Genomic DNA, 23,923 nt, shown 5'->3' on the forward strand with positions numbered 1-23,923 from the left:
TCATGGCTCGGTTGCATTTCGCAGGCGCGATATGAGGTGAGGCCGACATCGCGCGAGGCGCGGCATCGTCCGTCATGATGAGATGCGGCGGGCGGCGCAGCAGCCGAGCGGGGGTTGACTAAAATTTCGCCTGTCGCATCGCGATCGGCCCGCATAGCCTCGCCGCGTTCTGCTCTCTCCCTTTCCCCGGAGTTCCCATGTCCCTCCTCATCCGCGGCGGCACTGTCGTCAATCATGATCATTCGCGCCGTGCGGACGTGCTGATCGAGGGCGGCAGCATCGTCGCGATCGGCGCATCGATCGCAGCGCCCACAGGCGCGGAGATCATCGACGCCGGCGGCGCCTATGTCATTCCGGGCGGCATCGATCCGCACACGCATCTCGAAATGCCGTTCATGGGCACCGTCACTGCCGACGACTTCGAATCGGGCACCAAGGCGGCCCTGACCGGCGGCACTACTATGGTGGTGGATTTCTGCCTGCCCGATCCCGGCCAGTCGATGCTCGCGGCTTATCAGGAGTGGCGCCACAAGTCCGAGAAGGCTGCCGCCGACTACGGGTTCCATATGGCGGTGACGTCGTGGTCGAAGCAGATTTATGACGAGATGGAGACGGTGGTCAAAACCTACGGCATCAACACCTTCAAGCATTTCATGGCCTACAAGGGCGCGCTGATGGTGAACGACGACGAGCTCTACAATTCATTCGCGCGTTGCGCTCACCTCGGTGCCATGCCGGTGGTGCACGCGGAGAACGGCGACGTCGTTGCGCTGATGCAGGAGGCGCTGATCGCGCGCGGCATCACCGGCCCCGAAGGCCACGCCTATTCACGGCCGCCGGAAGTTGAAGGCGAAGCCACCAACCGCGCCATCATGATCGCGGATATGACAGGCACCCCTGTTTATATCGTGCACACCAGCTGCCGCGAGGCACATGAAGCGATTGCGCGCGCACGCGCCGCGGGAAAGCGCGTCTATGGCGAGCCGCTGATCCAGCACCTGCTGCTCGATGCCGGCGAATATCAGAACAACGACTGGGATCATTCCGCGCAGCGGGTGATGTCACCGCCGTTCCGCGACAAGTCGCATCAAGACAGCCTATGGGCCGGCCTGCAAGCCGGCTCGCTGCAAGTGGTTGCGACCGATCACTGCGCCTTCACGACCGAGCAGAAGCGCTTTGGTCGCGGCGACTTCAGGAAAATCCCGAACGGCACCGGCGGCCTCGAAGATCGCCTGGCGCTGCTGTGGACCGCCGGCGTCGCGACGGGGCGGCTGACCAAGGAAGAATTCGTTGCGGTCACCTCGGCGAACATAGCCCGCATCCTCAACATCTATCCACGCAAGGGTGCGGTCGCAGTCGGATCGGATGCCGATCTCGTGGTGTGGGATCCGAAGGCGACGAAGACCATCAGCGCGAAGCGGCAGATGAGCCGGATCGACTACAATGTGTTCGAAGGCTTCGCCTGCACCGGCGGGCCTGCTGCGACAATCTCGCGCGGTCGCATCGTGTGGAAAGATGGCGATCTCCGCGCCGAGGCGGGCGATGGGCATTATGTGGAGCGGCCGGCTTTCTCGCCGGTGCACGTCGCCAACTCGACGTGGAAGGAATTGACTGCGCCACACGCCGTCAGCCGGGGAGCAGTGACGCCATAAGCGTTCGGCCGCTACGCACCTCGATATGTCTGGAGATGACTTAGGAACGATCGTTCCCAACGGTGGTTGTCGCGCATTGTTTCCCTCAGAACGCGAGCCGCCCCCATGTATCACCATGTCAAGAAGCTGATGTTCACCGTGCGCGTCGACGAACCCGATCCCCGCTTCGGCAATATGCTGCTCGAGCAGTTCGGCGGCGCGAACGGGGAACTCGCAGCCGCCATGCAATATTCGATTCAAGGGCTGAATTGCGAAGATCCCGACCGCAAGGACCTTTTGATGGATATCGGCACCGAAGAGCTCAGCCATCTCGAGGTCGTCGGATGCCTGGCGCGGATGCATCTTGCGCCGTCGCGAAACGACCGTCAGGCGGCCGAAGCCGATCCGCTCATCGCCATTGCCGGCGGTGGGGGCGTCAACCTGTTCAACTCGCAAGGGAACCCCTGGACCGCCGACTATCTCAAGATCACCGGCGAGCTCGATGTCGATCTCCGCAGCAACATCGCCGCCGAGGCGCGTGCGAAGATCGTCTACGAACGGCTGATCAATTTCTGCGACGACGCCGGCAGCAAGGATGCATTGCAATTCCTGATGACGCGGGAAATCACGCATATGAAGGCTTTCTCGCGCGCGCTGGAAAGCCTGTCGAAGCCCGCCTTCAGCATCGGCAGGATCGCGCCGACGCCCGGCCTCGTGAACCAGTACTTCAACGATTCCACCGGCAGCGGCGATCACGGCGAAATCGACACCCGCGGTCCCTGGAACGAGGGAGAAGACTGGGTGTTCACGGAATCGCCTGCACTTCAGTCTTCCGATCCCGGCGCCGCCACGCCGATCGTCGCGGAGAGTTCGCCGCCGGTCGACGAGGCCGGTCTGACCGATCTTCTTCTCCACGAGCTGCGTGACATTCTTCATGCGGAGAAGCAGCTGACCAAGGCGCTGCCGAAGATGGCGCAATCGGCACGGTTCGACCAATTGCGGGAACTGTTCGAGCAGCATCTGGCCGAAACCGAAAACCAGATCGAACGCATCAACGAATGCTTCGAGCTGCTCGGCGAAAATGCACGTGCCAAGCCCTGCAAGGGCATGATGGGCCTGATCGAGGAAGGCCAGGAGGTCATGAGCGAAGGCGAAGAGAAGGAGGACGCCGCCGCCGACCTTGCGCTGATCGGGGCCGCCCAACGCGTCGAACATTACGAGATGGCCGGCTACACCACGGCACGCAACCTCGCGCAGCAGCTCCGGCACAGCGCGGTCGTCGCGCTGCTCTCCAAATCCCTTGCCGAAGAGGAGAACGCCGATCTTCTGCTCAATCAGGTGGCGCGGTCGCTGATGTCGGTGGCGAAGATGCCCGCCGCACTGGAGCAGGCCGAATAGGAAGCGCCCCGGACGCGGACGCAATCAACCCGGCCGTCTCGTGCCACTGCACGGGCCGGCCTTCGTCGATCGCCGGTATGCGAAACGCTAGTTTCGACCGGCGATGCTGACAGCCTGCGAGGCCGCTCGCGCCTGCTCGATCGGAAAGCCCCTCGCCAACCGTGCCGCACTCGCCCGCAGCATGGAGGCAGCGGGGGCGCCAGATGCCCTGGAGGGCCGCGATCTCGGCACGCAGGGCATCGATCGTCCGCCCGCGGATGTTGTGCCGGGTGACGTAGAGATGGCGAGCCATGGCGGCTCGATCCAGCTCAAGCCCTCTGACGAGGGCGTAGTCTTCGAGCTCCAATTCCCTGTCGCCTAGATCGCGAACACCCAGGCGGCAACGATGGTGCCGATGGTGACCAGACCCGCAATGGTCCAGCCGGCGGCATATTCCAGTTCAGGATGACCGGTCGCCCGCATGATCTCTACCGGATCGGCGGAATGCTTCTCTGCCATGACAGCCTCGCACATCACTCTCCGCGTCATAGATAAGTCGCACCAGACGCCATCAGGTTCCATCACGGAAATGCGAGGAATGACACAGCTTGGCTTGTTCAGCGAACCGCAGGCGGGGCCGGCGGGCTTGCGCTATACGGACAATTTCATCGACGCCGCTGTCGAGCAGGAGCTGATCGGCCGCATCGCAGCATTGCCGCTGCAGCGCTTTCAGTTCGGCGCGTTCGAGGGCAACCGCCGGGTGGCGTGGTTCGGCTACCAATACGATTATTCGCAGCAGCGGCTGACCGAGGCCGAGCCGATCCCGGACTGGGTGCGGCCGGTCGCGCGTCGAGCCGAGGCATGGGCGGGCCTCGCCGACGGCAGCGTGCGGCAGGTGCTGTGCACCGAGTACGACGTCGGCGTCGGGATCGGCTGGCACCGCGACAAACCGCACTTCAAGGAGATCCTCGGCCTCTCGCTGGGCTCTCCCTGCAAATTCCGCTTCCGCCGCCGCAATGACGAGATATGGCAGCGCCACACGCTCGTGGCCCTGCCCCGCTCGCTCTACATGATGGAAGGCGAGGCGCGCTCGCAATGGGAGCACAGCATCCCGCCGGTGGAGGCACGGCGCTACTCGGTCACGTTCCGGACGATGAAGCAGGCCTGACGGACCAAAAACGCGAAAACAACCCCATGCACAGTAGAACGGCCGCCGCGCGCCACGGCGCGGATTGTGCATTCCAGCCGGAACTGAACGGAAGCAAAGGACGAAGCGAGCGTGCCGTGAAATCGCCGCAAGATCAACCAACAACACGAACTCGTAAGGCGAGCGCCCCAATAGGGAGCGCACAAGTCCGGCACCGCCATGATCAAGATTTGCCTCGCATTTTTCCTTGTTCTGACCTTAACGGCGGCCTCGGCACACGGCCCGCTACCGGCGCGTCCGGCCATTCCTTCCGATCTTGTCCTGACGGGCCTCACCGATAGCGACACCACCGCCGGCGGCGTCGCGCGGCTGTGCGAGCAGGTCACCTTCTCGCGGGGCCTGCGCTATGGCGACAGCGAGGCCAATGTGCTCGACGTCGCGACCAGCGATGTCACCAAGGCGGACACGCCGCGACCGGTGCTGCTGTTCGTGACGGGCGACACGTTTACCGGCGACCGCGGCGCGCCGGAACTGTCCCGCGACATCCAGGACGCGGCGATGTGCTTTGCCGCACGCAATGGCATGATCGGGGTGCGCGTGAACTATCGCCTCGCGCCGGCGGCCACCTGGCCGAAAGGCGCGGCCGACGTGGCGGCGGCATTGTCCTGGGTCCACGGCAATATCGACCTGTTCAACGGCGATGCCCGCGAGATCGTCGCGGTCGGCTACGGCGCCGGCGCTTTCCACGTCGCGAGCCTGCTGGCGCATCCCGAGCTGCAGGCCGACCGCGCTGATGCCGCCGCCGTGGTGCTGGTCTCAGGCATCTATCGCGTCGGCAAGGACGCCAGCGACAGCGAGAAGGCCTATTTCGGCACCGACACCAGCCTGTACGACAAGCGGTCGGTGTTTCCCGGCATCCTCAATGTCGAAGAGCCGATCCTGCTGGCCTGGGCCGCCAATGATCCGGCGAAGCTGATCGCGCAAGGCGAGACCCTGCAGAAGACGCTCTGCGGCGCCGGCCACTGCCCGCGCAGCACGATCCTGCGCAGCCACGACGGCATCGCGGCGGCCTTTGGGCTCGACGGCTCCGGCGACAGCCTCGCCGAGCCGACGCTGCTATTGGTGCATCAGCTGGAGGCAAGGGGGCTGCCGTAGCGGGGCGGCGCGGGCGCTCACTCGCACCGTTTGCTGGGCCACCCCTCTCCCCCGCCCTCCCCCACAAGGGGGGAGGGAGCGCAGTGATGCTCGGGGCTCTGATTTGGGCTCATCTCTTGCCCGCGATCAAATCAAAGTCAGTCACCACACGAAAGGTGCATTCCCTCCCCCCTTGTGGGGGAGGGTTAGGGAGAGGGGTACCACAAAGGGACTCTCAACCGAACGCCGCACCCCTCACGCCGGCTTCAGCGAAGCCAGCGCGCTCTCCAGCAGCGAGCGGACCCGCGCCGCATCACCCGATTTCACCACGGCCGGATCGAGATAGAGCTCGAGCCCCGGCGCGCGCTCGGTGATGACGCCGCTCTGCTCCGACGCAGCGTCGCTCAGCGCATCGACCGAATAGGGAATGATCTCGCGGCTGATGCCCTTCATGGTGATCGCGGGCAGCGCGTGCGCGCGGACGATGTCGCTGACGAGGGCAAAGGTCTCGTAGCTCAGCACGATCCCGCCGGGCTCGGCGATCGATTGCAGCCGTGCGGCGAGGTTCGCTTCCGCGCCGATGATGGTGTAATCCATGCGGTCGCTGCTGCCGAAATTGCCGACGTTGCAATAGCCTGAATTGATGCCCATGCGCGAGCGGAACGGCTGCTCGATGCCGGAGGCCCGCCATTTCGCATTGAGCTCGGTGAGACGCTGCTGCATGCGCCAGGCCATCCGCAGGCAGGCCTCTGCGTCCGCCCGGTCGCCCTTGGTCTCGGGGTCGCCGAAGAAGATCAGCATGGCATCGCCGATGAACTTGTCGACGGTGCCGCCGTGCTCATGCGCAATCGCCGACATCTCGGTGAAATATTCGTTGAGCAGCTGGGTCAGCAACTCCGGCTGCAGCCGCTCGGTGGTCGCGGTGAAGTTCTGGATATCGGAGAAGAAGATCGTGAGCTTCTTGCGCTCGGTGTGGATGGTGACGTCCTTCTGGCCGGAGAAGATGCTCTTGTAGACCTGCGGCGGGATGTAGCGCGAGATCTTCATCGAGAGCGAGGCCAGGAAGTCGTTGGCGGATTCGAGCTCCTTGTTCATGCCCTTGATGCGGCTGGCCTGGCGGCGCTGCAGCGAGAGGAACGACAGGCCGCAGCCGGCGGCGATCAGGAAATAGGCCAGCAGGAACTTGAAGGAGAAGATGTTGGCGGCGATCGGCTGGGCGATGATGACCTCCTGGATGCCTCTGATATCCCCGACCTTCCAGTCCTTCTTCGGGCTTTCGGGGTGGCTGTTGTGGCAGCTGACGCAGGCCGGCCCCATCGTCACAGGGGCGACCAGGCGGACCTTGTCGGAGAACAGCGAAGTCTCGGTGTCCACGATCTTCTGCTCGGGATCGGCGCGCAGCGCTGCCAGCGCCTCCTTCTCGAACTTGTCGAGCTGGTGCGGAGCGCGGTTCTGGAACGGGAAGTCCGAGACGAAGCGGTAGGTGATGTTCTCCTGCTGGGCGCCGATCACCCGGCCGAGCTCCAGCGACAGCGTCGCGGGAATCGGGACCGCGCCGGGAACGGCTTCGTAATTGTGCACGACCTTGGTCGTGCCGCCGGGGTTGGCAAGGATGCGCCCGACCACGTTGGAGGCATAATAGCTTCGCACGCTGGTGATGACGGAATTGAGATCGATGGCCTGCCGGCGCAGCGCCGTCTTGCTCAGCTCGGTCAAGTCAAGCCAGACGGCGAGCGGCAACGCGAGCAGGAGGAAGGCGATCACCGCGCCGGTCAGGATGCCGCGCTTGCGCTGCTCCTCGGCGATCTCTTGTTTCACTTGACGACTCCGTTCTGTGCGTTTTGTCGTAAATCCGGGGAATTCTGCGGCACGGTATGCGCCCGGCACAGAGCCAATAAACGCGCGCCCGCGCAACCCCCTTTTATGGTGGTCGCGGCAAGCCGCTTTTGGTTTGATGACCAATGTTCAAGATCGCCATCAACCAGCATTGATAATCCGGACCGAGAGCCATGACCGAGACCATCCGCATCCGGCGCTTCAACGCCCGCCCCGTGATCGTGCCGCTGAACCTGCCGCTTCTGACCTCGACCGGGGCGGTCGCCAAGGCGCCGCTGGTGCTGATCGACTGCGAGACCGACCAGGGCGCGGTCGGCCACGCCTATCTGTTCTCGATCACGCCGTCGGCCCTGAGGCCGCTTAGCGCCATGGTCACGGAGATGTCGGACCTGGTCGCCGGCGACGAACTGCTGCCGTTCGAGGTCGAGCGCAAGCTGACCCGGCACTTCACGCTGCTCGGGCTTGCCGGCCTTCAGCGCATGGCGCAATCGGGCATCGACATGGCGGCCTGGGACGCGCTGGCCCGCAGTCGGGGTTTGCCGCTGGCGCGCCTGCTCGGCGGCGCGCCGAAGCCGGTCAAGGCCTACAATTCAAAGGGGCTCGGCATCATGCCGGCGGGCGCGGCTGTCGATGAGGCGCACAAGCTGCTGGCCGAAGGTTTTCACGCCGCCAAGATCCGCCTCGGGCGGCCCGACGCAAGGGAGGACCTCGCGGTGGTCCGGGCGGTGCGCAAGGCCGTCGGCGACGAGGTGACGCTGATGTGCGACTACAACCAGGCACTGACGGTGACCGAGGCGATCCACCGCGGCGAGATGCTCGACGATGAAGGCCTGAGCTGGATCGAGGAACCGATCCGCCACGACGACTATGCCGGCTGCGCCCGGATCGCGGATGCGCTGCGGACGCCGGTCCAGATCGGCGAGAATTTTGACAGCGCGTTTTCGATGCAGGCCGCGCTGTCAGCCGAGGCCTGCGACTACGTGATGCCCGACGTGCAGCGCATCGGCGGCGTCACGGGGTGGCTGCGGGCCGCTGCGCTCGCCCACGCCGCCGGCATCGAGATGTCGACGCATCTGTTCTCGGAAGTGAGCACGCAGCTGCTCTGCGTGACGCCATCGGCGCATTGGCTGGAATATGTCGACTGGGCCGACGCGGTGCTGGCGAGCCGGCTGAAGATCAAGGACGGCTTTGCGCTGCCGGGCGAGGAGCCCGGCAACGGCCTCGCTTGGGACGAGGCGGCGGTGAAGAAATATCTCGTGAGCTAGGTGCGGCTAGGCTGGCGCGAAGGAAAAGCCGGCCTGACCGCGGAGGAAGCCATTGGCAAAGGCGACTCCGGGATAGAGCTCGGCCAGGCGGCCGCGGGCATCTTCGGCTGATCGCTGCCCGTCGAGCACGTCGCGAAAGGTCCTGGCGACTGCGACCATGTCGCAATCCTGCGGCGACAGGCGCAGCGAGCCGATGCCTGCCTCGCGCAAGTCTTCGATGTCGCCGATGAGATTGGTGCAGGCATGCGACAGGGTCTGGACGCCGTTGATCGTCAGGAAATCCTGCTGGTCGAGCGTCTTCAGCGCGAGCCCGTCCGGGTCCTTTTCGCAGACGAAGCGGCAATTGTCCTTGGAGAGCTTGTGCAGCCGCGCGTGATAGCAGCGCCCCGCGATCGCCAGCGGCACCCGACCGAAAGCGAACACCTCGATCAAAGCCTCGGGGATCGCCGTGGCGATCACCGCCGCCGACGAGAGCGGCAGCTCGGGCGGCAGACAGATGCGCCTCGCGCCCTGGTGGACGTGAAAGGCGGCGCTGGTCTCGTTGTAGATGTTGACGTAAGGGCCGATCGCATGCGGCCGCCCCTTGATCGACCGAAGACAGGTCAGGTCGTTCACCTCGACCAATGCGCCGTCAGTTGCACAGAGCTCCTCGGTCTGGCGCCGCTCGCGCCGCAGCGACACCAGGATCAGCGAACCCAGCAGGACCTGCTTGCCGGCCTGCTGCAGACGCTCGATCACATCGGGAAGGTGCTCCGCGAAGAACGGCGCCCGTTTCGAGCACACGACCTCGCCCACCGACACGACGTCGATCGGCGCCTCGTCGGCGATCCGGAAATAGAAGTCGCGCCAGCGTTCCGGCGCCCAATTGTAGAGGACCGGCCCGAGACTAAGCTGCATCGGGTTTCTCCCATTCGAACCCGGCATCGGTCACCGCCATGTCTTGCGATAGGCGCCGAGCGTGGAGGCCTGGCCTTCGGTGAATGGCTTCAGGCTGACGATATCGGCTTCGCTGCCATCCTCCAGCGTATCGAGCGCGCGGCGGAAATGGCGGACCACGCTCTCGATATAGGCGCGTCCGCGCTGGCGCCCCTCGATCTTCAGCGCGGCGACGCCGGCGCTTTGCAGACCGCGAAGCAGCGTCGTCGCGTCGAGACTGACCGGATCCTCGAAGATGTAGCCATCGCCGAGGGCGGTGGAGAAGCGGCCCTTGCACAGGGTCGGATAGCCGGCCGCTTCTCGCCGGGCGAAGCGGTTGATGGTGAAGCCGCCGAGCCTCGATGTCGTCCCCTTCGCGGTTTCCTCATAGGCGACGTGGCTCGCCGGCGAGCAGACGCCCTGCATGTTCGGCGATTTTCCGGTGGCATAGGACGACAGCGAGCAGCGCCCTTCCGCCATGACACAGAGGCCGCCGAAAACGAAGACCTCGGTCTCGCAAGCAGTCTCGCGGGTGATCTCGGCGATCTCCGCGACACTGAGCACGCGCGGCAGCACGACGCGGCGCGCACCGAAGGTTTCGACATAGAAGGCGATGGCATCGGGGTTGGCGGCCGCCGCCTGCACCGAGACATGGAGCCGCTGGTTCGGATGACGTCGTGCGACATAGTCCATCAGCCCGATGTCGGCGACGATCAGCGCGTCCGCCCCGGCTTCGACGGCATCATCGACGGCACGTCGCCAGAGCGCGGTAGCCGAGGCGCGCGGAAACGTATTGATGGCGACGAGGGTGCGCGCGCCGCGGTCGTGGGCGAACGCGATGCCCTTGCGCAGCTCGTCGCGGCTGAAGTTCAGCCCGGGAAAATTGCGCGCATTGGTCTCGTCGTTGAAGCCGCAATAGACGGCATCCGCGCCGGCCTCGATCGCGCTCCGCAGTGCAGCCGGCGTGCCGGCGGGACAGATCAGCTCCATCACCTTTGCACCCCGGGCGAGCCGGTCAGCCTGTCCCGCGCGAGCTCGAACGAGCGCCGCGCCGGCTCACCCAGCGGACCGAACAGGGAGGCCAATTCTCCGGCGAGATCGAGCCCGGCATCGTCGATCGCATTGCGCAGGGCGAGCACCGCCTCCATGTCGCCTTCGATTCCGAGCTGACGCGAGAACATCAGCGCATCGCCATCCACCCGGCCCTCGACCAGGGCAAGCAGATTCGCAAGCGAGGCGGAGATGCGAGCGTCGAGACTTTGCGGCAGCTCGCGCACCACCAGAAGCCGCGGTGGGGCGGCCTCGACGACGAACGCAAACGGCAGGTCCACCGGCTTGATCCCGAACCGCGCGCGCCGATGTTCGCCGAGCCTGTCGAGCAGGCCGGGGTGGCGCCTGAGAATCCTCTGCAGGAAGCCGCTGAGAGCAAGTTGCAGCGGCAACAGCGGCAAAGGACGGATCGCGAGGGCGAGAAGCGGCGGGATGGTCGGCAAGGGGCGGGACGCGACGGACGAATGACTGGACGAATGACTCATGGGATCATCTGAGCCGATTGCGCGCCGATGTATTTGACCGGGAACAATGAAGAGCAAAATCACGCCGGCTAGCTTTCGTCCTTTCGGGAGAGTTTCCGCTTGCAACGTGATGTTCCGCGCCTTCGCGATCTGTCCGACTTCGTGCGTTTCCTTGAAGGCAAGGGCCAGTTGCGACGCATTCGCGAGCCCGTCTCCGTGGTTCACGAGATCACGGAGATTCACCGCCGTGTCATCGGCGAGAACGGCCCTGCACTATTGTTCGAGCGGCCGGTCAAGGCCGACGGCCTACCATCCGGCATGCCGCTGCTGACCAATCTGTTCGGCACGGTTGAGCGGACCGCATGGGGCATGGGCATCACGCCCGACAGGCTCGGCGAACTCGGTACGATGATGGCCGAGCTGCGTGCGCCGCGTCCCCCGCACGGCATTCGCGACGCCTGGCACAAGCTGCCGCTGGCGCGCGCCGCGCTCGCGACCCGGCCACGATCGCGTGCCGCCGCGCCGGTGCAGGATCGCGCCGTGATGGGCGAGGACATCGATCTTGCAAGACTGCCGGCGCAGATCTGCTGGCCGGGCGAGCCCGCGCCGCTGATCACTTGGCCGCTGGTGATCACCACCCCTCCTGACACGGCGGCATCGGACCAGGAGGAGAATGTCGGCGTCTATCGCATGCAGATCCTCGGCCGCGACCGCGCCATCATCCGCTGGCTCGCGCATCGCGGCGGCGCGCGGCATCATCAGCAATGGAAGGCGCGTGGACGCGACATGCCGGTTGCAATCGTGATCGGCGCCGACCCCGCGACCATCCTCGCCGCCGTGCTGCCGCTGCCCGAGACCATCTCGGAGCTGCGCTTCGCCGGCATCCTCCGCGGCGAGCGGCCCGAGCTGACGCCATGTCTCACCTTGCCGCTCGAAGTCCCCGCGACGGCCGAGATCGTCATTGAAGGTTTTGTGTCGGCCACCGAAACCGCTGCGGAGGGGCCCTACGGCGACCACACCGGCTACTACAATTCGGTCGAGGAGTTTCCGGTGCTCAAGGTCACCGCGATCACCTCGCGGCAGCAGCCGATCTATCTGTCGACCTTCACGGGCCGGGCGCCCGACGAGCCGTCGCGGATCGGCGAAGCCCTGAATGAATTGTTCGTGCCACTGATCAAGCAGCAATTCCCCGAGGTGACCGATTGCTGGCTGCCGCCGGAGACATGCTCCTACCGGGTCGCCATCGCATCCATCAAGAAGCGCTATCCCGGCCAGGCACGGCGCCTGATGCTGGGCCTGTGGTCCATGCTGCCGCAGTTCAACTATACAAAGTTCCTGATCGTGGTCGACGACGATATCGACGTCCGCGACTGGCGCGAGGTGATGTGGGCCGTCGCGACGCGGAGCGACAGCTCGCGCGATCTCGTCACGCTCACTGACACGCCGATCGACTATCTCGACTTCGCCTCGCCGAAATCCGGGCTCGGCGGCAAGCTCGGGATCGATGCCACCACGAAGATGCCGCCCGAGACGGAGCGGGCCTGGGGCGCGCCGCTGGCGATGGATCCGGCCGTGATCGCCAGGGTCGATGCGATGTGGCCTGTGCTTGGACTGAGCGGACTGCGGGAACCGGCATGAGCGCGCGGCACGACGTGATCATCGGCATCAGCGGCGCCTCAGGCGCTGCGATCGGCATGCGCATCGTCGAGCGGCTCGCGGAGCATCCGGCTTGCGCGGTGCATCTGGTGATCTCGCCGGCCGGCGAGCGAACACTCACCGAGGAGATCGGGGCCGATGCACTACCGCGGCTGCGCGGCATCGCCTTTCGCGATCACGCGCCATCGGACATCGGCGCCTGCATCGCCAGCGGCTCGTTTCCGATCGACGGCATGATCGTCGCGCCGTGCTCGATCCGCACGCTGTCGGCGATCGCCTGGGGGCAGCTCGACAATCTCTTGGTGCGCGCCGCCGACGTACAGCTCAAGGAGCGCCGGCGCCTGGTGCTTTTGGTGCGCGAGAGCCCACTGCATCTCGGGCACTTACGCACGATGGTGCAGGCGACCGAGATCGGCGCGATCATCGCTCCGCCGCTGCCTGCGTTCTATTTGAAGCCGCAATCGCTGAACGAGGTCATCGACCAGATCGCCTGCCGTGCCATCAATCTCCTGGGCCTGCCTGATGTCTCCGCACCGGCCTTGCAATGGCACGGCGAGACCTGAGCCGAGGCGGCGATTGCGACGGGGCCCAAAGACGTCTAACCATGCGCCATGACCACATGGCGCCCTCATTCCCATATCCGGGTCGTCGCGATCGGCCTGCACTGGCGCGCCGGGCGTCTGCTCGCGGCCGAGGTGCGCGACGATGCGGGGCGGATCAAGGGCGTTCGCCCCCTCGGCGGCGAAATCGAGTTCGGCGAGAGCTGGCAGGCCGCGCTCGCACGCGAGTTCAATGAAGAGCTGGGCATTGATGTCACCATTATCGGCGCGCCGCTGATGATGGAGAACATCTTCGTCCACGAGGGGGCGACCGGACACGAAGTGATGTTCATCGCCGAAATCGCGTTTCCACGACACGCCTTCAGCGGCCAGGACCGCATCGACTTCCGCGAGGACAACGGAGAGGAGATCGTCGCCCGCTGGTTCGATCTCGCCGATCTCGACATCGAAGGCGGCCCGCGCCTCTATCCGACCGGGTTGAAGGACTTGTTGCTCAGGCGCAATTGACAGCCCTGCTACCACCGCTCCGCGCCCGGGATTTTCTTGCGCACGGCCATGCGCTGGATCCAGATGCAGCGACGGACGGATCGATTGGAGCGCCCCACCGCGGATATCCCCTCGCCGGCCTGAAGCAGCGGCGCCACGGTCTCGCGCAGCGCGCGGCAGCGCTGAAGCTCGGCCTGCCAGTCGATGATGGCGGCCTCCGCGCCTGATGCCATCAGCGCCATGACTGTCAGGGCAACACAGGTCGTTCGCGTCATTCATGCTCTCTTTCGTTTGATCCATCCGGAAGGCGCCGGTAGCGGAAGTCGCAATGATCGGCGCCTTGCATGATGGTCTGCGTGCGCGTGAGGCTGATATCCGGGCCGAACCCTTGCGCGGTGGCGAAATCGGCGGTGCAGATCAGGAGAAAGCCAAGCTCCGGTTCGCCTAGCGCCTTGTAGAACTCGGCATAGGCGCAGCGCTTCACGTCGAACGCGAAAACGTCCTGGTTCTGATCGATCACGTCATAGGCGAGTGCATCATCGCGGGCATAGGTCTTGAATGCCGACGACACCGCCGCGGCGAGATTGGTCTCGCTCTTGGCGTGCCAGAATTCCTCACCGAAGCGGCGATAGAGATCGCCGAGCGTCCTGCGCACCAGCGCGTTTGCACGCGCCTCGCCGAGTTCGGCGTGCAGCGCCTTGACCAGCGGCACCAGGACCTGCGCCTGGATCTTTGCCTGTTCGATGACAGATATGCTCATGGGCGGCCCGCCTGTGAAATGGAACACACTCGAAGCTTCGCTCAGGTTGTATCATGATCAAGATGTAACCAAGGCGAACGGGGCGCACGCCCCCTATTTCTCGATTATCTCATTCTCGAACACTGAGTTGGAGTCCCCGCGCAGGGGGAGGCGAACCATCCCTGCGACGGACATGCCCCTGGAGATCGCGATCAATTTCGAAAAATTCCGACGTCCTGCCGAGTTCGGCGGTGCGACGGCAGCCTCGCGCCTGCAGCCATCGAGAGGAACGCCCCATGGACGAACCCAAGCCGCTCACCAGCGCTTTCAACAAGCATGCGAATTTTGCCATTCACCAGGTCGACAGCGTGTTCAGGGCAGCCGCGCACGCCGCCGCGCCCGCCGCCGGACCTGTTACTCTGCCGCCCACGCTCGGGCCGCTGTCGGCCTTTACCGGCACATTCACGGGGCAGGGATTCAACACGATCTTCCGGCCGGACAGCGCGACGACACCGACCCAGATGCCGGGGCCGATCAACACCACCGACCCGCCCGACAATGTGCTGGAGTTGAACCTCACGGACGAGACGATGTCGTTCTCGAACAGTCTCGGCTCGATTCCCAATCGCGGCTCGGGGCCGCAGACCGATGCTTTCCTGAACGGCGTGCCGTATCTCCAGACCATCAACGACGTGACCACGGGAACACCGGTCGGCATTCATTTCGAGCCCGGCATCTGGCTCGCGGTGCCGCCCACCACCAATCCGCACGAGCCGTTCACCGTTGCGCGCATGGCCTCGATCCCGCACGGCACGACGATCACCGCGCAAGGCACCGCGCTCCCGGCCGTCGCCGGCAAGCCGACCATCGCAGCAATCGACATCACGCCGTTCCTTGGCGGCAATCCCGCCAACAAGATCACGTTCCAGAACCAGACCGCGGCCGACCAGACGACACGCAGGCTGCCGCAGGATCTCACCACGCTGATCGCCGCCGGCAAGCTCACCCAGGCCATGATCACCGATCCGAACACCGTGCTGCGCAACCAGATCGCGCATCAAACCATCAGCCAGACCATCGTCATCGAGACCTCGACCAGACCCGGCTCGCCGCTATCGGGCGGCCCCTTGCCGGCCGTCGCTTCGGCGGGACCGCATCCGCAGGCGCCAAACTTCGCCGGCGGCACCGCGAACATCGCATTCCTCCAGGGCGTGCCGGTGCCGCCACCGGGCGGCAACGGTGCCAACGCCAACGCCTTCCAGATGGACGCGGTGTTCTGGATCGAGACCGTGATCTACGACATCGACGTGCCGCGCATCGCGTCGGGCGAGCCGCCGATCATCCTCCAGCCCTTGCAAAAGGGCACGGTGCCGCTGGTGCCGAGCTTCGTCGTCACACTTCCGTTCGTGCCGAACAAGGCCTTTGCCGGCGGCCGCGTGCGGGTGGCGACGACGCAGATCCAATACTCGCAAAAGGTGATGCTGGATTTCAACGGCCTGAGCTGGCCGCACGTTTCCGTCGCCTCGCTGGTGCCTGCCGCGCCGGTGCCGATCCCGGAGCATCTGCTGCCGCTGACGTGAGCGTGGATAAGTGAGCGCAAGGCGCGGCCCGCATCCGGTCAGGCGCCGCTCGCGGTTGATGGCGCCTGCGCGGGGTAATCAAGCCGGCCGTCGGGCAGGATGTGCGCGGCCGGGTTGATTTTGGCCTCGTTCACCTGTCCCGGCCCGAGAATGTGAAACACGGTCTCACCGGCCGCGAGCAGATAATCGGTGATGATCCGCCGGTGACATCGCCACCACAAGGTCTCCGCGCACATGATGGCGCAGCGTTGCGCCTGTCCGAGGTCGCGCAAATGCGCGAGGCCGTCGTGAAACGCCGCGCCCATGGCGTGGTCGGCGTAATTGTGGAAGCTGTCGTTCTGCCAGAAGGCGTTGGTCTCGCGCGGCACCTCTCGCTTGCGGCTGCGCAGCCCGCCGAGCGAAGCGAGGTGCTCATAGCCGATCGCAACGGACGCAAGCGATCGCGGCAAGGTCTCGCGATTATACTGCGGGTTGGTGCGCGAGCGGGGCACGGTGCGAACATCGGCCACGAAGGTGACCGAGCTGCCTCGCAACAGCTCGACGAATTCGTCGATCGAGCGTGTCGCGTGGCCGATCGTGAAAAAGGGATGAGCCATGGGGCGCCTCGTCAGCTCGCTTGCGCCGCTCAGCTCTTGAGCCGCCGCAACGCCCTGCCCTTGTGCAGGGCGACGTGATCGGTCTTGTCGCTCTTGATCTCGTATTGAGGATCGTCCGGCGAGGCGTGGTGCGTGTAGCCCTTGTAGTCGACGTCTTTGGTGTGGACGCGCAGGATATGGCCGCGCACGCGCCCGGCCTCGGAATTCCAGCTGACGTGATCGCCGCGTTTGAAGGATTTCGGCATGGAGGAACAATGCCGGAGCGCCAGGGTGTGTTCCAGGGGACCGGAGCCGGACGGGTTTCTACGCCTCGCACCCCGCCGCGAATGCAGCGTCCTCGCTGGAAAGATTGAGCTCCGTCACCGCTACCACTTCTCGCCGAAGGGGCGGATCTCCAGCTCGAAGGTCCAGGCGCTGCGCGGCTGCTGGTAGAGCTGCCAATAGGATTCCGCGACGGAGGACGGCGGCATCAGCAGGTCGGGATTGTCGAGCGCGTTCGGACCGAGAGCTTCGAGGCGCCGCTGGCGCACCCACTCGGTGTCGACGCCGGAATCGATGATGAGATGCGCCACGTGAATGTTCTTCGGACCCAGCTCGCGCGCCATAGCCTGAGCGACAGCGCGAAGGCCGAACTTGGCACTGGCGAAGGCGGCATAACCGCTCCCGCCGCGCAAGGACGCGGTCGCACCGGTGAAGAAGATGTTGCCCTTGCCGCGCGGCAGCATCAGCCGCGCCGCTTCGCGCCCGGCCAGAAAGCCGGAATAACAGGCCATCTCCCAGACCTTGCGGAAAACGCGCTCGGTCGTATCGAGGATCGGAAAGTTGACGTTGGCGCCGACGTTGAAGATGCAGATTTCGAGCGGCGCGTGCCTGTCGGCCTCATTGAGGAAAGAGATGACCTCCTCCTCCTTGCGCGCATCGAGCGAGCGGGCGTGGATCTCACCTCCCGCCGCCTCGATCTCCTCGACGAGCGGCGCCAGCTTGTCGCCATTGCGCCGGCCGGCGAACACCGTGAAGCCCTCCGCGGCAAACTTCTTGGCGATCTCGGCGCCGATATAGTCGCCGGCTCCGATCACTGCGACGGTTGCGTTTCTCTTTTGCACGGGTCGTCTCCCGGTTGAGGTCGGTTCGATCTTCTAAAGCTGCATTGCGGGGACCGGCGTTGCGGCGCCAGCGTTGGCACCAAGCTTATAGTTCTAAAATAGAACTGTCAATTTATGGCCGACTTTGCGTAGTTATGAGAGCTCGAGGCACCTATTGTTTGGAAGTCAGTATCTATTTAGAATGAACCCAAGGGCCGCTCTGGCTTCGCGGTCGAATCGAGGCGCGCATGCGGGGCGCCGGAGTGCGTGAATGAAGTGGAAAGAACTCGAGGAAGAGCCTTGTTCGATGGCCCGGACCATCGCCGTGATCGGCGATCGCTGGACGCTTCTGATCTTGCGTGAGTGCTTCCTGCGTACCCGCCGGTTCGAGGGCTTCCAGTCGGCACTCGGAATCACCCGCCACCTGCTGGCCGAACGGCTGAAGAAGCTGGTGCGGCAGGGAATCTTGCGGCGGATTCCCTACCAGGACTCGCCCAGGCGCCACGAATACATCCTGACCCAAAAGGGGCTGGATCTATATCCGATCATGATGGCGATCGTGCATTGGGGCGATATCCACATGGGCGACGAGCGCGGCAGGCCGCTGCTGCACCAGCATCGCAAATGCGGCAAGGACTTCGATCCGGTGATGGTGTGCTCGGAGTGCGGCGAGCCGCTGTCGGCCAAGGAGGTTCACACGCATCCGGGCCCGGGCGCCCGCGGCACTCAGGCGCACGCGGCCTCAAAGACCAAGGCACGCTCTCGCGCCGCTTGAGGATTGGGTTGGCGCAGCTTCAGCTCGCCTGGAAGTCTCGTGGAAACCACCCTCGGGCCGCAGGCGCGAGGCGCCCAAGTCGTTGAAGAAGGTGGTGGGCACGACAGGGATCGAACCTGTGACCCCTACCATGTCAAGGTAGTGCTCTCCCGCTGAGCTACGTGCCCTAAAAGTCCACTTGCGTCGGGTGGGGTCCCTATAACGGCTCAAGGGAGCGTGCGCAAGGACGGAACAAGGCCGATTTAGGCCGCCAGCATCTTGTTCACTTCGCTCACCAATTCGCGCAGGTGAACGGGCTTCGACAGCACCTTGGCGTTCTTGGGGGCGTCCGAATCCGAATTCAGGGCGACCGCGGCGAAGCCGGTGATGAACATGATCTTGATATCAGGATCGAGTTCCGAGGCCCGGCGGGCGAGCTCGATGCCGTCCATCTCCGGCATCACGATGTCGGTCAGCAGCATCTCGAACGGCTCTTCCCGGAGGCGCTGATAGGCGGCCATGCCGTTGTCATGGGACGAGACCTGAAAACCGGCGTTTTCCAGCGCCTTGACCAGGAAACGGCGCATGTCGTTGTCGTCTTCGGCGAGCAGGATTTTTGCCATGGCAGGAACGTCGAATCCCCAGAGGATATGCAGAGGCCACTAAGCCCGACAGAGGGTAAATTTGGGGTGAAAATCTTAACCCTCGGGCTCGTGCTGCGAGGGGTGTTGTGAACCGGAATGAGCCGTGAATCAATTCCGCCGCAGCGGCCGATCCCCGCCTGCCTGCCCGCACAGTTAAGACATGTTCCAGCGCCCATCACATCTTTTCGCTTGGCAGAATGGTTGCGATTCCGGACAATGACGACACATAAGAGCCGCTCGATCGGCCGAATCAGTTCGATCCGGAGCTTTGCCGGATCAGAGCTTGCGGCGTGAAGGGACGAAGCCTGAGAACAAGGGACAAAGCCTGAGAAGATGACCCGGTTTGACGGCGAGGTGTCGCCAGCCTTCGAGATCGTGGAGCCCGCCGAGTGGCGCGCGCCTGTTATCTTCAACTCGCCCCATTCCGGCTCGACCTATCCGGACGAATTCCTCGCGGCATCGCGGATCGACCTGCCGCAACTCCGGCGCTCCGAAGATTCCTTCATGGACGAGCTGATCGGCCATCTCAGCGCGCGCGGCTTTCCAACCGTGCGGGTCAACTTTCCCCGCTCCTTTGTCGACGTCAACCGCGAACCGTATGAGCTCGACCCCCGGATGTTCACCGGACGCCTGCCGAGCTTCGCCAACACCCGCTCGATGCGGGTCGCGGGGGGATTAGGCACCATTCCGCGCGTGGTCGGCGACGGCCAGGAGATCTATCGCGACCGCCTCCTGGTCGACGAAGCGCTGGCGCGGATCGAGACGCTGTACAAGCCCTATCATCGCGCGCTGCGCCGGCTGATCAACAAGGTGCATCAGATGTTCGGCACCGTGGTGCTGGTCGACTGCCATTCGATGCCGTCGGTCGGCGTCAGCAGGGATGAGCCGCGCCGGCCCGACATCGTGATCGGCGATCGTTACGGCACGAGCTGCACACCGCTGCTGCCCGACCGGGTCGAGGAAACCATGACCGGGCTCGGCTATTCGATCGGCCGCAACAAGCCCTATGCCGGCGGCTTCATCACCGAGCATTACGGCAACCCGGCGAGCGGGCTGCACGCCGTGCAGCTTGAACTCAACCGCGCCATCTACATGGACGAACGGCGGCGCGAGCGCGGCCCGCGCTTTGCGCAAGTGGCGAGCGACTTCGGCATCCTTGCCGATGTGCTGGCGACCACGATCCCGTTCGGCGATCTCGGCCCGTTCCAGGCCGCGGCGGAATAGACGAACTTCTTTCAACTGGTCGGGGCCGCATCCGGCGCGGGCGCGCTTTCGCTTTCCGTAGACATGAGCGCGAAACCGAAACAGAGCCCCCAAGAAAAAACAGAGACCCCAAGAAAAAAGGGCCGCTTCTGATGAAGAAGCGGCCCAAGTCTAGGGAGGAAACGCCCAAGGAGGGCAGCGGTAACGCCAAGCGCTACCGCACCGCAACAATATGCGGCCGCGCCGCACAAAGTGCAAGGGCTTTTGAGCCGATTCCCATGCAAAAAGACATGGCTCAATTGCTTCCAGCGAAATCCAGATTCAGCTTCTTTGATAAGGAAATTCAATAGCTTGATAGTCATTTGCATACGAACAAGGCATATAGGGAACTAAGTTCTCAACACCGTGATCGATATTTGGCCAGCATATGGCTCGCATGGAGTGCGGTCGGGGCAATCGGTCTCCGCATCCAAAATACCAGGGTGCAAATCAAGACAGCGCTGCCCGCGAGAGCCGAATTGAGCTAGCTAGATGCGAGCTTCACCCGACTTTCGTTTTGAGGATGCGCCGTGACGGTGATCGACTTCTCAGCCTTCATCGGACGGCTTGCGACCGCCTCCGGCGAAACCATCCTGCCGTTCTTCCGCACCTCCCTGTCCATCGACGACAAGAGCAAGACCAAGGATTTCGATCCGGTCACGGAGGCCGACCGGGCCGCCGAGGCGGTGATGCGGCGGCTGATCAAGGCCAGTTTCCCTCAGCACGGCATCGTCGGCGAGGAATTCGGCAATGAGCGCGAGGACGCCGACTACGTCTGGGTGCTCGACCCCATCGACGGCACAAAGTCGTTCATCGGCGGCTTTCCGATCTGGGGCACGCTGATCGCGCTCCTGCACAAGGGCACGCCGGTCTACGGCATGATGCACCAGCCCTTCATCGGCGAACGCTTTTCCGGCGACAACGGGTCGGCCACCTACAAAGGCCCGACCAGTGAGCGCCGGCTTCAGGTCCGCCGCTGCGCCTCGCTGTCGGAGGCGACGACCTACACCACCTCGCCGCTGCTGATGAACGAGCACGATCGCGCCGTTTTCGGCCGCATCGAGCAGGGCGCACGATTGTCGCGCTATGGCGGCGATTGCTATTCCTATTGCATGCTGGCGGCCGGCCACGTCGACCTCGTGGTCGAGACCGAGCTGAAGCCCTATGATATCGCGGCGCTGATCCCGATCGTGACCGGTGCCGGCGGCATCGTCACCACCTGGGAAGGCAAGCCGGCGCAGGGCGGCGGCCGCATCGTCGCCGCCGGCGACGCCAGGGTTCATGAAGAAGCACTGAAGCTGCTGAACCAATAGCGAAGGCGAGCGGGAGGCTTGCATGATCTTCTCACGCAGGCTGCTCGCTACATCGTTCCTGGGATTGTTGCTGCTGCTGCCGTGCGTGGCATCAGCCCAGAATTTTCCGGCAAAGCCGATCAAGCTGATCGTGCCGTTCCCGGCCGGCGGTCCCAACGACATCATCGCCCGCGTCATCGGCCAGCGCATGTCGGAACTGGCGGGGCAGCCGGTGCTGATCGACAATCGCGGTGGCCAGGGCGGCGTGCTCGGAACCGATGCGGTCGCAAAGAGCGCGCCAGACGGCTACACCATCGCCATCTCTTCGGCCGGGGCGCTCGCAATCAGCCCGAGCATGGAGAAGGTCGCCTACGACACTCTTGCCGACCTCGCGCCGGTGACGCTGGTCGCAACCGTGCCGGAAATGCTCGTCGTGGCGACCAACGTGCCGGCCAAGGACATCGGCGAATTGATTGCGCTCGCCGAGGCGCAACCCGGAAAGCTCAACTTCGCCTCTTCAGGGCCCGGCAGCCTGCCGCACTTGGCGGGTGAGTTGTTCAAGCTGACGGCCAAGATCGACATCGTGCACGTGCCCTATCGCGGCGCCGCTCCCGCCGTGAACGATCTGTTGGGCCAGCAGGTGCAGATGACGTTCCTCGATCTCCCGGTGCTGCTGCCGCAAGTCAAGGCCGGCGCCTTGAGGCCGATCGCGGTGGGATCGGTGGAGCGCGCCCCCACCGCACCCGATGTGCCGACCACGAAGGAAGCGGGCTTTCCCGATCTGCGCATCGAGAACTGGTACGGCATGGTCGCCCCCAAGGGCACACCGAAGGAGATCGTCACCGCGCTGCATGACCTCGCGACCAAGGCCATGGCGGATCCCGCGGTGAAGGAGAAGCTCGCCCAGCAAGGCGCAACGCTGGTTGGCGACGGACCCGAGCATTTTCGCTCATTCATTGCGGACGAGACCGCCAAATGGGCGAAGGTGATCAAGGACGCCGGGGTCGAGACGGCGAACTAGCGGTCGAGGCCGAGGAAGGCGAGGCTGCGAAGCTTCAGCAACATCCCCACCGCGGCTTCACACAGGGTAAGGCCTTGCTTCAAATCCGAGCATGCGTGCTGTGCCGGGCACTTTGGAACGCCGGTGCATGCGCGACGTTCAATCTTGAAATTGGAGATTTGCATGAAACTCAGATTGCTCACGGCAGCCGCGGCCCTCACCATCCTGGCAAGCTTCGGCGCCTCGACTTCCGCCGTCGCCCAAGACCGCTATTGCCTTCAAGGCCGCATCTGGGGCTATCCCGGCAACTGCCAATTCGCCAGTTACGCGCAATGCATGGCGAGCGCATCGGGCACGCAAGCCTATTGCGGCATCAATCCGCGCTACGCCTTTGCACGCCGCTATCGCGGATATCGGTGAGCGAGGGCGAGGGGTCGGCTTATCCTGATTGAACTACCCCGCCGAGCCGAGCCGCGCCATGGCCCCGGACCAACCGCTCACCGCAATCGTCTTCGCCGGCGGCCTCGGGCTTGGCGCCTACCACGGCGGAGCCTTCGAAGCGTTCGCCGGCCTCTCGCTGCCGCTCGACTGGGTCACCGGCTCATCGGCGGGCGCGATCACGGCGGCACTGATCGCCGGAAGCCCCGGTGCCGATCGACTGCAGAATTTGCGCAGCTATTGGCATGCCGCAAACGGACCGTCGCAAGCGCCGAATGTCAGCCGACATCCGTACGCGTGGCTCAACGCGATCAATACCCGCCTGTTCGGCCAGGCCGGTTTCTTTCATCCCCGCCTGCCGATGCCGACATCTCACTTCGGCGGCCTCTACGATCTCGGCCCGACGCGCGAACGCCTGATGCGCTTGATCGATTTTGGGCGCCTCAACAGCGGCGATCCCCGCATCACCATCTGCGCCACCGATCTCGAGAGCGGCGACCCTGTCCTGTTCGACTCCACTTCAGTGCAGATCGAGATGGATCACATTCTGGCCAGTTGCGGCTTCCTGCCCGAATTCGCACCGGTAGAGATTGCCGGCAGATGGCTCAGCGATGGCGGATTCTCCCTGAACGCGCCATTCGATCCCATCCTGGAGACCCCGGGCCCGTTGCGCCTCTATGTCATCGACCTGTTTGCCCGTGACGGGAAAGTCCCTGACGGCCTCGAAGCCGCGGCGGAGCGGAAGAGCGATCTGACGTTCGGCAACCAGACCTTTCAGCGGCTCCGCCTTGCCTTGGAAGCCCGCAAGCTACGCGCCGAGTTGCAAGAGCTGGAGCGCGACGACCTCGCCTATCTCCTGAGCTACCGTCCAGGCCCCGAGGAAGCGGGGCCTGAAAAATCCTTCGACCTCTCGGCAACGGCGATGGCCCAGCGATGGCGAGCCGGCCTTCTAGACATGCGGCATGCGGCGACGACGGCCCCGATCCGAAACGAAATCTGCAGCGTCCGCCGGCGATGAATTTCGCCGGGGGCGCC

At 64.5% G+C, this 23,923-nt stretch carries 28 protein-coding genes and 1 tRNA gene; 17 read left to right on the plus strand and 12 right to left on the minus strand.

The features are described from left to right. Positions 1-197 precede the first annotated feature (197 nt). The 3 genes from hydA to X265_RS40855 all read left to right on the plus strand — a co-directional run bounded on the left by hydA (position 198) and on the right by X265_RS40855 (position 3,390). Positions 198-1,652, plus strand: a complete 1,455-nt coding sequence (gene hydA, locus X265_RS32205; protein ID WP_128968476.1) for a dihydropyrimidinase — start codon at positions 198-200, stop codon at positions 1,650-1,652. A 105-nt stretch (positions 1,653-1,757) separates the two neighbouring features. Next, on the plus strand, positions 1,758-3,029 hold the full coding sequence (locus X265_RS32210; protein WP_128968477.1) for a DUF892 family protein: 1,272 nt from the start codon (positions 1,758-1,760) through the stop codon (positions 3,027-3,029). A gap of 103 nt (positions 3,030-3,132) precedes the next feature. Continuing rightward, positions 3,133-3,390, plus strand: coding sequence for a hypothetical protein (locus X265_RS40855; RefSeq protein ID WP_164938898.1), 258 nt, complete (start codon positions 3,133-3,135; stop codon positions 3,388-3,390). Here X265_RS40855 and X265_RS40860 read toward each other — a convergent pair. Next, the gene (locus tag X265_RS40860) at positions 3,387-3,527 is read right to left on the minus strand and encodes a hypothetical protein (RefSeq protein WP_164938899.1); all 141 of its coding nucleotides are present in this window, start codon (positions 3,525-3,527) and stop codon (positions 3,387-3,389) included. The two genes, X265_RS40855 and X265_RS40860, sit on opposite strands and share 4 nt — an antisense overlap. A 79-nt stretch (positions 3,528-3,606) precedes the next feature. Here X265_RS40860 and X265_RS32220 point away from each other — a divergent pair, with 79 nt between their 5' ends. Then, positions 3,607-4,176, plus strand: coding sequence for an alpha-ketoglutarate-dependent dioxygenase AlkB (locus tag X265_RS32220; RefSeq protein WP_128969488.1), 570 nt, complete (start codon positions 3,607-3,609; stop codon positions 4,174-4,176). Positions 4,177-4,377: 201 nt separating this feature from the next. After that, complete coding sequence (locus X265_RS32225; RefSeq protein ID WP_128969489.1) at positions 4,378-5,310, plus strand: alpha/beta hydrolase; 933 nt, start codon at positions 4,378-4,380, stop codon at positions 5,308-5,310. 234 nt (positions 5,311-5,544) lie between these two features. On the opposite strand, the gene X265_RS32230 is transcribed toward X265_RS32225, so the two are convergent. Beyond that, complete coding sequence (locus X265_RS32230) at positions 5,545-7,107, minus strand: adenylate/guanylate cyclase domain-containing protein (protein WP_128968479.1); 1,563 nt, start codon at positions 7,105-7,107, stop codon at positions 5,545-5,547. Positions 7,108-7,298: 191 nt separating this feature from the next. Between X265_RS32230 and X265_RS32235 the strand changes: the two genes are divergently transcribed. Beyond that, a complete protein-coding gene (locus tag X265_RS32235) occupies positions 7,299-8,390 on the plus strand; it encodes an enolase C-terminal domain-like protein (RefSeq protein ID WP_128968480.1) in 1,092 nt (363 codons plus the stop codon). Positions 8,391-8,396: 6 nt separating this feature from the next. Here X265_RS32235 and ubiV read toward each other — a convergent pair whose 3' ends face one another. From ubiV to ubiT, 3 genes are read right to left on the minus strand one after another with little or no spacing between them, the layout of a single operon-like run. Further along, entirely contained in the window at positions 8,397-9,287 is an 891-nt protein-coding gene (ubiV, locus tag X265_RS32240) for a ubiquinone anaerobic biosynthesis protein UbiV (RefSeq protein WP_164938900.1), read from the minus strand. 30 nt (positions 9,288-9,317) lie between these two features. Beyond that, the gene (gene ubiU / locus X265_RS32245; RefSeq protein WP_164939069.1) at positions 9,318-10,295 is read right to left on the minus strand and encodes a ubiquinone anaerobic biosynthesis protein UbiU; all 978 of its coding nucleotides are present in this window, start codon (positions 10,293-10,295) and stop codon (positions 9,318-9,320) included. Next, positions 10,295-10,798: a ubiquinone anaerobic biosynthesis accessory factor UbiT gene (ubiT, locus tag X265_RS32250; RefSeq protein ID WP_244659341.1), complete on the minus strand. Its 504-nt coding sequence runs from the start codon at positions 10,796-10,798 to the stop codon at positions 10,295-10,297. Before ubiT ends, ubiU begins: the two co-directional genes overlap by 1 nt. A 141-nt stretch (positions 10,799-10,939) precedes the next feature. Here ubiT and X265_RS32255 point away from each other — a divergent pair, with 141 nt between their 5' ends. The 3 genes from X265_RS32255 to X265_RS32265 are packed head-to-tail and all read left to right on the plus strand — an operon-like array spanning position 10,940 to position 13,542. Continuing rightward, positions 10,940-12,457: a UbiD family decarboxylase gene (locus X265_RS32255; RefSeq protein ID WP_128968484.1), complete on the plus strand. Its 1,518-nt coding sequence runs from the start codon at positions 10,940-10,942 to the stop codon at positions 12,455-12,457. Beyond that, positions 12,454-13,038, plus strand: a complete 585-nt coding sequence (locus X265_RS32260; protein ID WP_128968485.1) for a UbiX family flavin prenyltransferase — start codon at positions 12,454-12,456, stop codon at positions 13,036-13,038. Before X265_RS32255 ends, X265_RS32260 begins: the two co-directional genes overlap by 4 nt. 48 nt (positions 13,039-13,086) lie before the next feature. Then, positions 13,087-13,542, plus strand: coding sequence for an NUDIX hydrolase (locus X265_RS32265; RefSeq protein ID WP_128968486.1), 456 nt, complete (start codon positions 13,087-13,089; stop codon positions 13,540-13,542). 8 nt (positions 13,543-13,550) lie between these two features. On the opposite strand, the gene X265_RS32270 is transcribed toward X265_RS32265, so the two are convergent. Both X265_RS32270 and X265_RS32275 read right to left on the minus strand, forming a co-directional pair. Then, entirely contained in the window at positions 13,551-13,796 is a 246-nt protein-coding gene (locus X265_RS32270) for a hypothetical protein (RefSeq protein WP_128968487.1), read from the minus strand. Then, entirely contained in the window at positions 13,793-14,281 is a 489-nt protein-coding gene (locus X265_RS32275; RefSeq protein ID WP_128968488.1) for an L-2-amino-thiazoline-4-carboxylic acid hydrolase, read from the minus strand. Before X265_RS32275 ends, X265_RS32270 begins: the two co-directional genes overlap by 4 nt. A gap of 275 nt (positions 14,282-14,556) precedes the next feature. On the opposite strand from X265_RS32275, the gene X265_RS32280 reads away from it, so the two are divergent. Continuing rightward, positions 14,557-15,840, plus strand: coding sequence for a heme-binding protein (locus X265_RS32280; protein WP_128968489.1), 1,284 nt, complete (start codon positions 14,557-14,559; stop codon positions 15,838-15,840). A gap of 38 nt (positions 15,841-15,878) precedes the next feature. Here the strand turns inward: X265_RS32280 and X265_RS32285 are convergent, their stop codons facing one another. The 3 genes from X265_RS32285 to X265_RS32295 form a co-directional block, all read right to left on the minus strand. Beyond that, on the minus strand, positions 15,879-16,436 hold the full coding sequence (locus X265_RS32285) for a DUF488 domain-containing protein (RefSeq protein ID WP_128968490.1): 558 nt from the start codon (positions 16,434-16,436) through the stop codon (positions 15,879-15,881). A gap of 29 nt (positions 16,437-16,465) precedes the next feature. After that, a complete protein-coding gene (locus X265_RS32290; RefSeq protein WP_128968491.1) occupies positions 16,466-16,681 on the minus strand; it encodes a hypervirulence associated TUDOR domain-containing protein in 216 nt (71 codons plus the stop codon). 120 nt (positions 16,682-16,801) lie between these two features. Next, positions 16,802-17,539, minus strand: a complete 738-nt coding sequence (locus tag X265_RS32295; protein ID WP_128968492.1) for an SDR family oxidoreductase — start codon at positions 17,537-17,539, stop codon at positions 16,802-16,804. A gap of 250 nt (positions 17,540-17,789) precedes the next feature. Here X265_RS32295 and X265_RS32300 point away from each other — a divergent pair, with 250 nt between their 5' ends. After that, positions 17,790-18,293: a winged helix-turn-helix transcriptional regulator gene (locus tag X265_RS32300; RefSeq protein WP_128968493.1), complete on the plus strand. Its 504-nt coding sequence runs from the start codon at positions 17,790-17,792 to the stop codon at positions 18,291-18,293. 92 nt (positions 18,294-18,385) lie between these two features. On the opposite strand, the gene X265_RS32305 is transcribed toward X265_RS32300, so the two are convergent. Together X265_RS32305 and cpdR are read right to left on the minus strand one after the other, a co-directional pair. Then, positions 18,386-18,460: transfer RNA gene (locus X265_RS32305), tRNA-Val, on the minus strand. A 75-nt stretch (positions 18,461-18,535) separates the two neighbouring features. Continuing rightward, complete coding sequence (gene cpdR, locus X265_RS32310) at positions 18,536-18,895, minus strand: cell cycle two-component system response regulator CpdR (RefSeq protein WP_028179810.1); 360 nt, start codon at positions 18,893-18,895, stop codon at positions 18,536-18,538. 354 nt (positions 18,896-19,249) lie between these two features. Here cpdR and X265_RS32320 point away from each other — a divergent pair, with 354 nt between their 5' ends. The 6 genes from X265_RS32320 (at position 19,250) to X265_RS32345 (ending at position 23,906) form a co-directional block, all read left to right on the plus strand. Then, positions 19,250-20,140 (plus strand): N-formylglutamate amidohydrolase, encoded by an 891-nt coding sequence (locus tag X265_RS32320; protein ID WP_128968494.1) that lies wholly within the window; start codon positions 19,250-19,252, stop codon positions 20,138-20,140. 131 nt (positions 20,141-20,271) lie between these two features. Then, positions 20,272-20,469: a hypothetical protein gene (locus X265_RS32325; RefSeq protein ID WP_128968495.1), complete on the plus strand. Its 198-nt coding sequence runs from the start codon at positions 20,272-20,274 to the stop codon at positions 20,467-20,469. 219 nt (positions 20,470-20,688) lie between these two features. Next, complete coding sequence (gene hisN, locus X265_RS32330; protein ID WP_128968496.1) at positions 20,689-21,471, plus strand: histidinol-phosphatase; 783 nt, start codon at positions 20,689-20,691, stop codon at positions 21,469-21,471. Between the two features lie 22 nt (positions 21,472-21,493). Next, on the plus strand, positions 21,494-22,471 hold the full coding sequence (locus tag X265_RS32335) for a Bug family tripartite tricarboxylate transporter substrate binding protein (protein ID WP_128968497.1): 978 nt from the start codon (positions 21,494-21,496) through the stop codon (positions 22,469-22,471). Between the two features lie 162 nt (positions 22,472-22,633). After that, complete coding sequence (locus X265_RS32340) at positions 22,634-22,870, plus strand: DUF3551 domain-containing protein (protein WP_128968498.1); 237 nt, start codon at positions 22,634-22,636, stop codon at positions 22,868-22,870. Between the two features lie 58 nt (positions 22,871-22,928). Beyond that, positions 22,929-23,906: a patatin-like phospholipase family protein gene (locus X265_RS32345; RefSeq protein ID WP_128968499.1), complete on the plus strand. Its 978-nt coding sequence runs from the start codon at positions 22,929-22,931 to the stop codon at positions 23,904-23,906. Positions 23,907-23,923: the final 17 nt, after the last annotated feature.

This window comes from Bradyrhizobium guangdongense (assembly GCF_004114975.1).
Classification (GTDB): Bacteria; Pseudomonadota; Alphaproteobacteria; order Rhizobiales; family Xanthobacteraceae; genus Bradyrhizobium; species Bradyrhizobium guangdongense.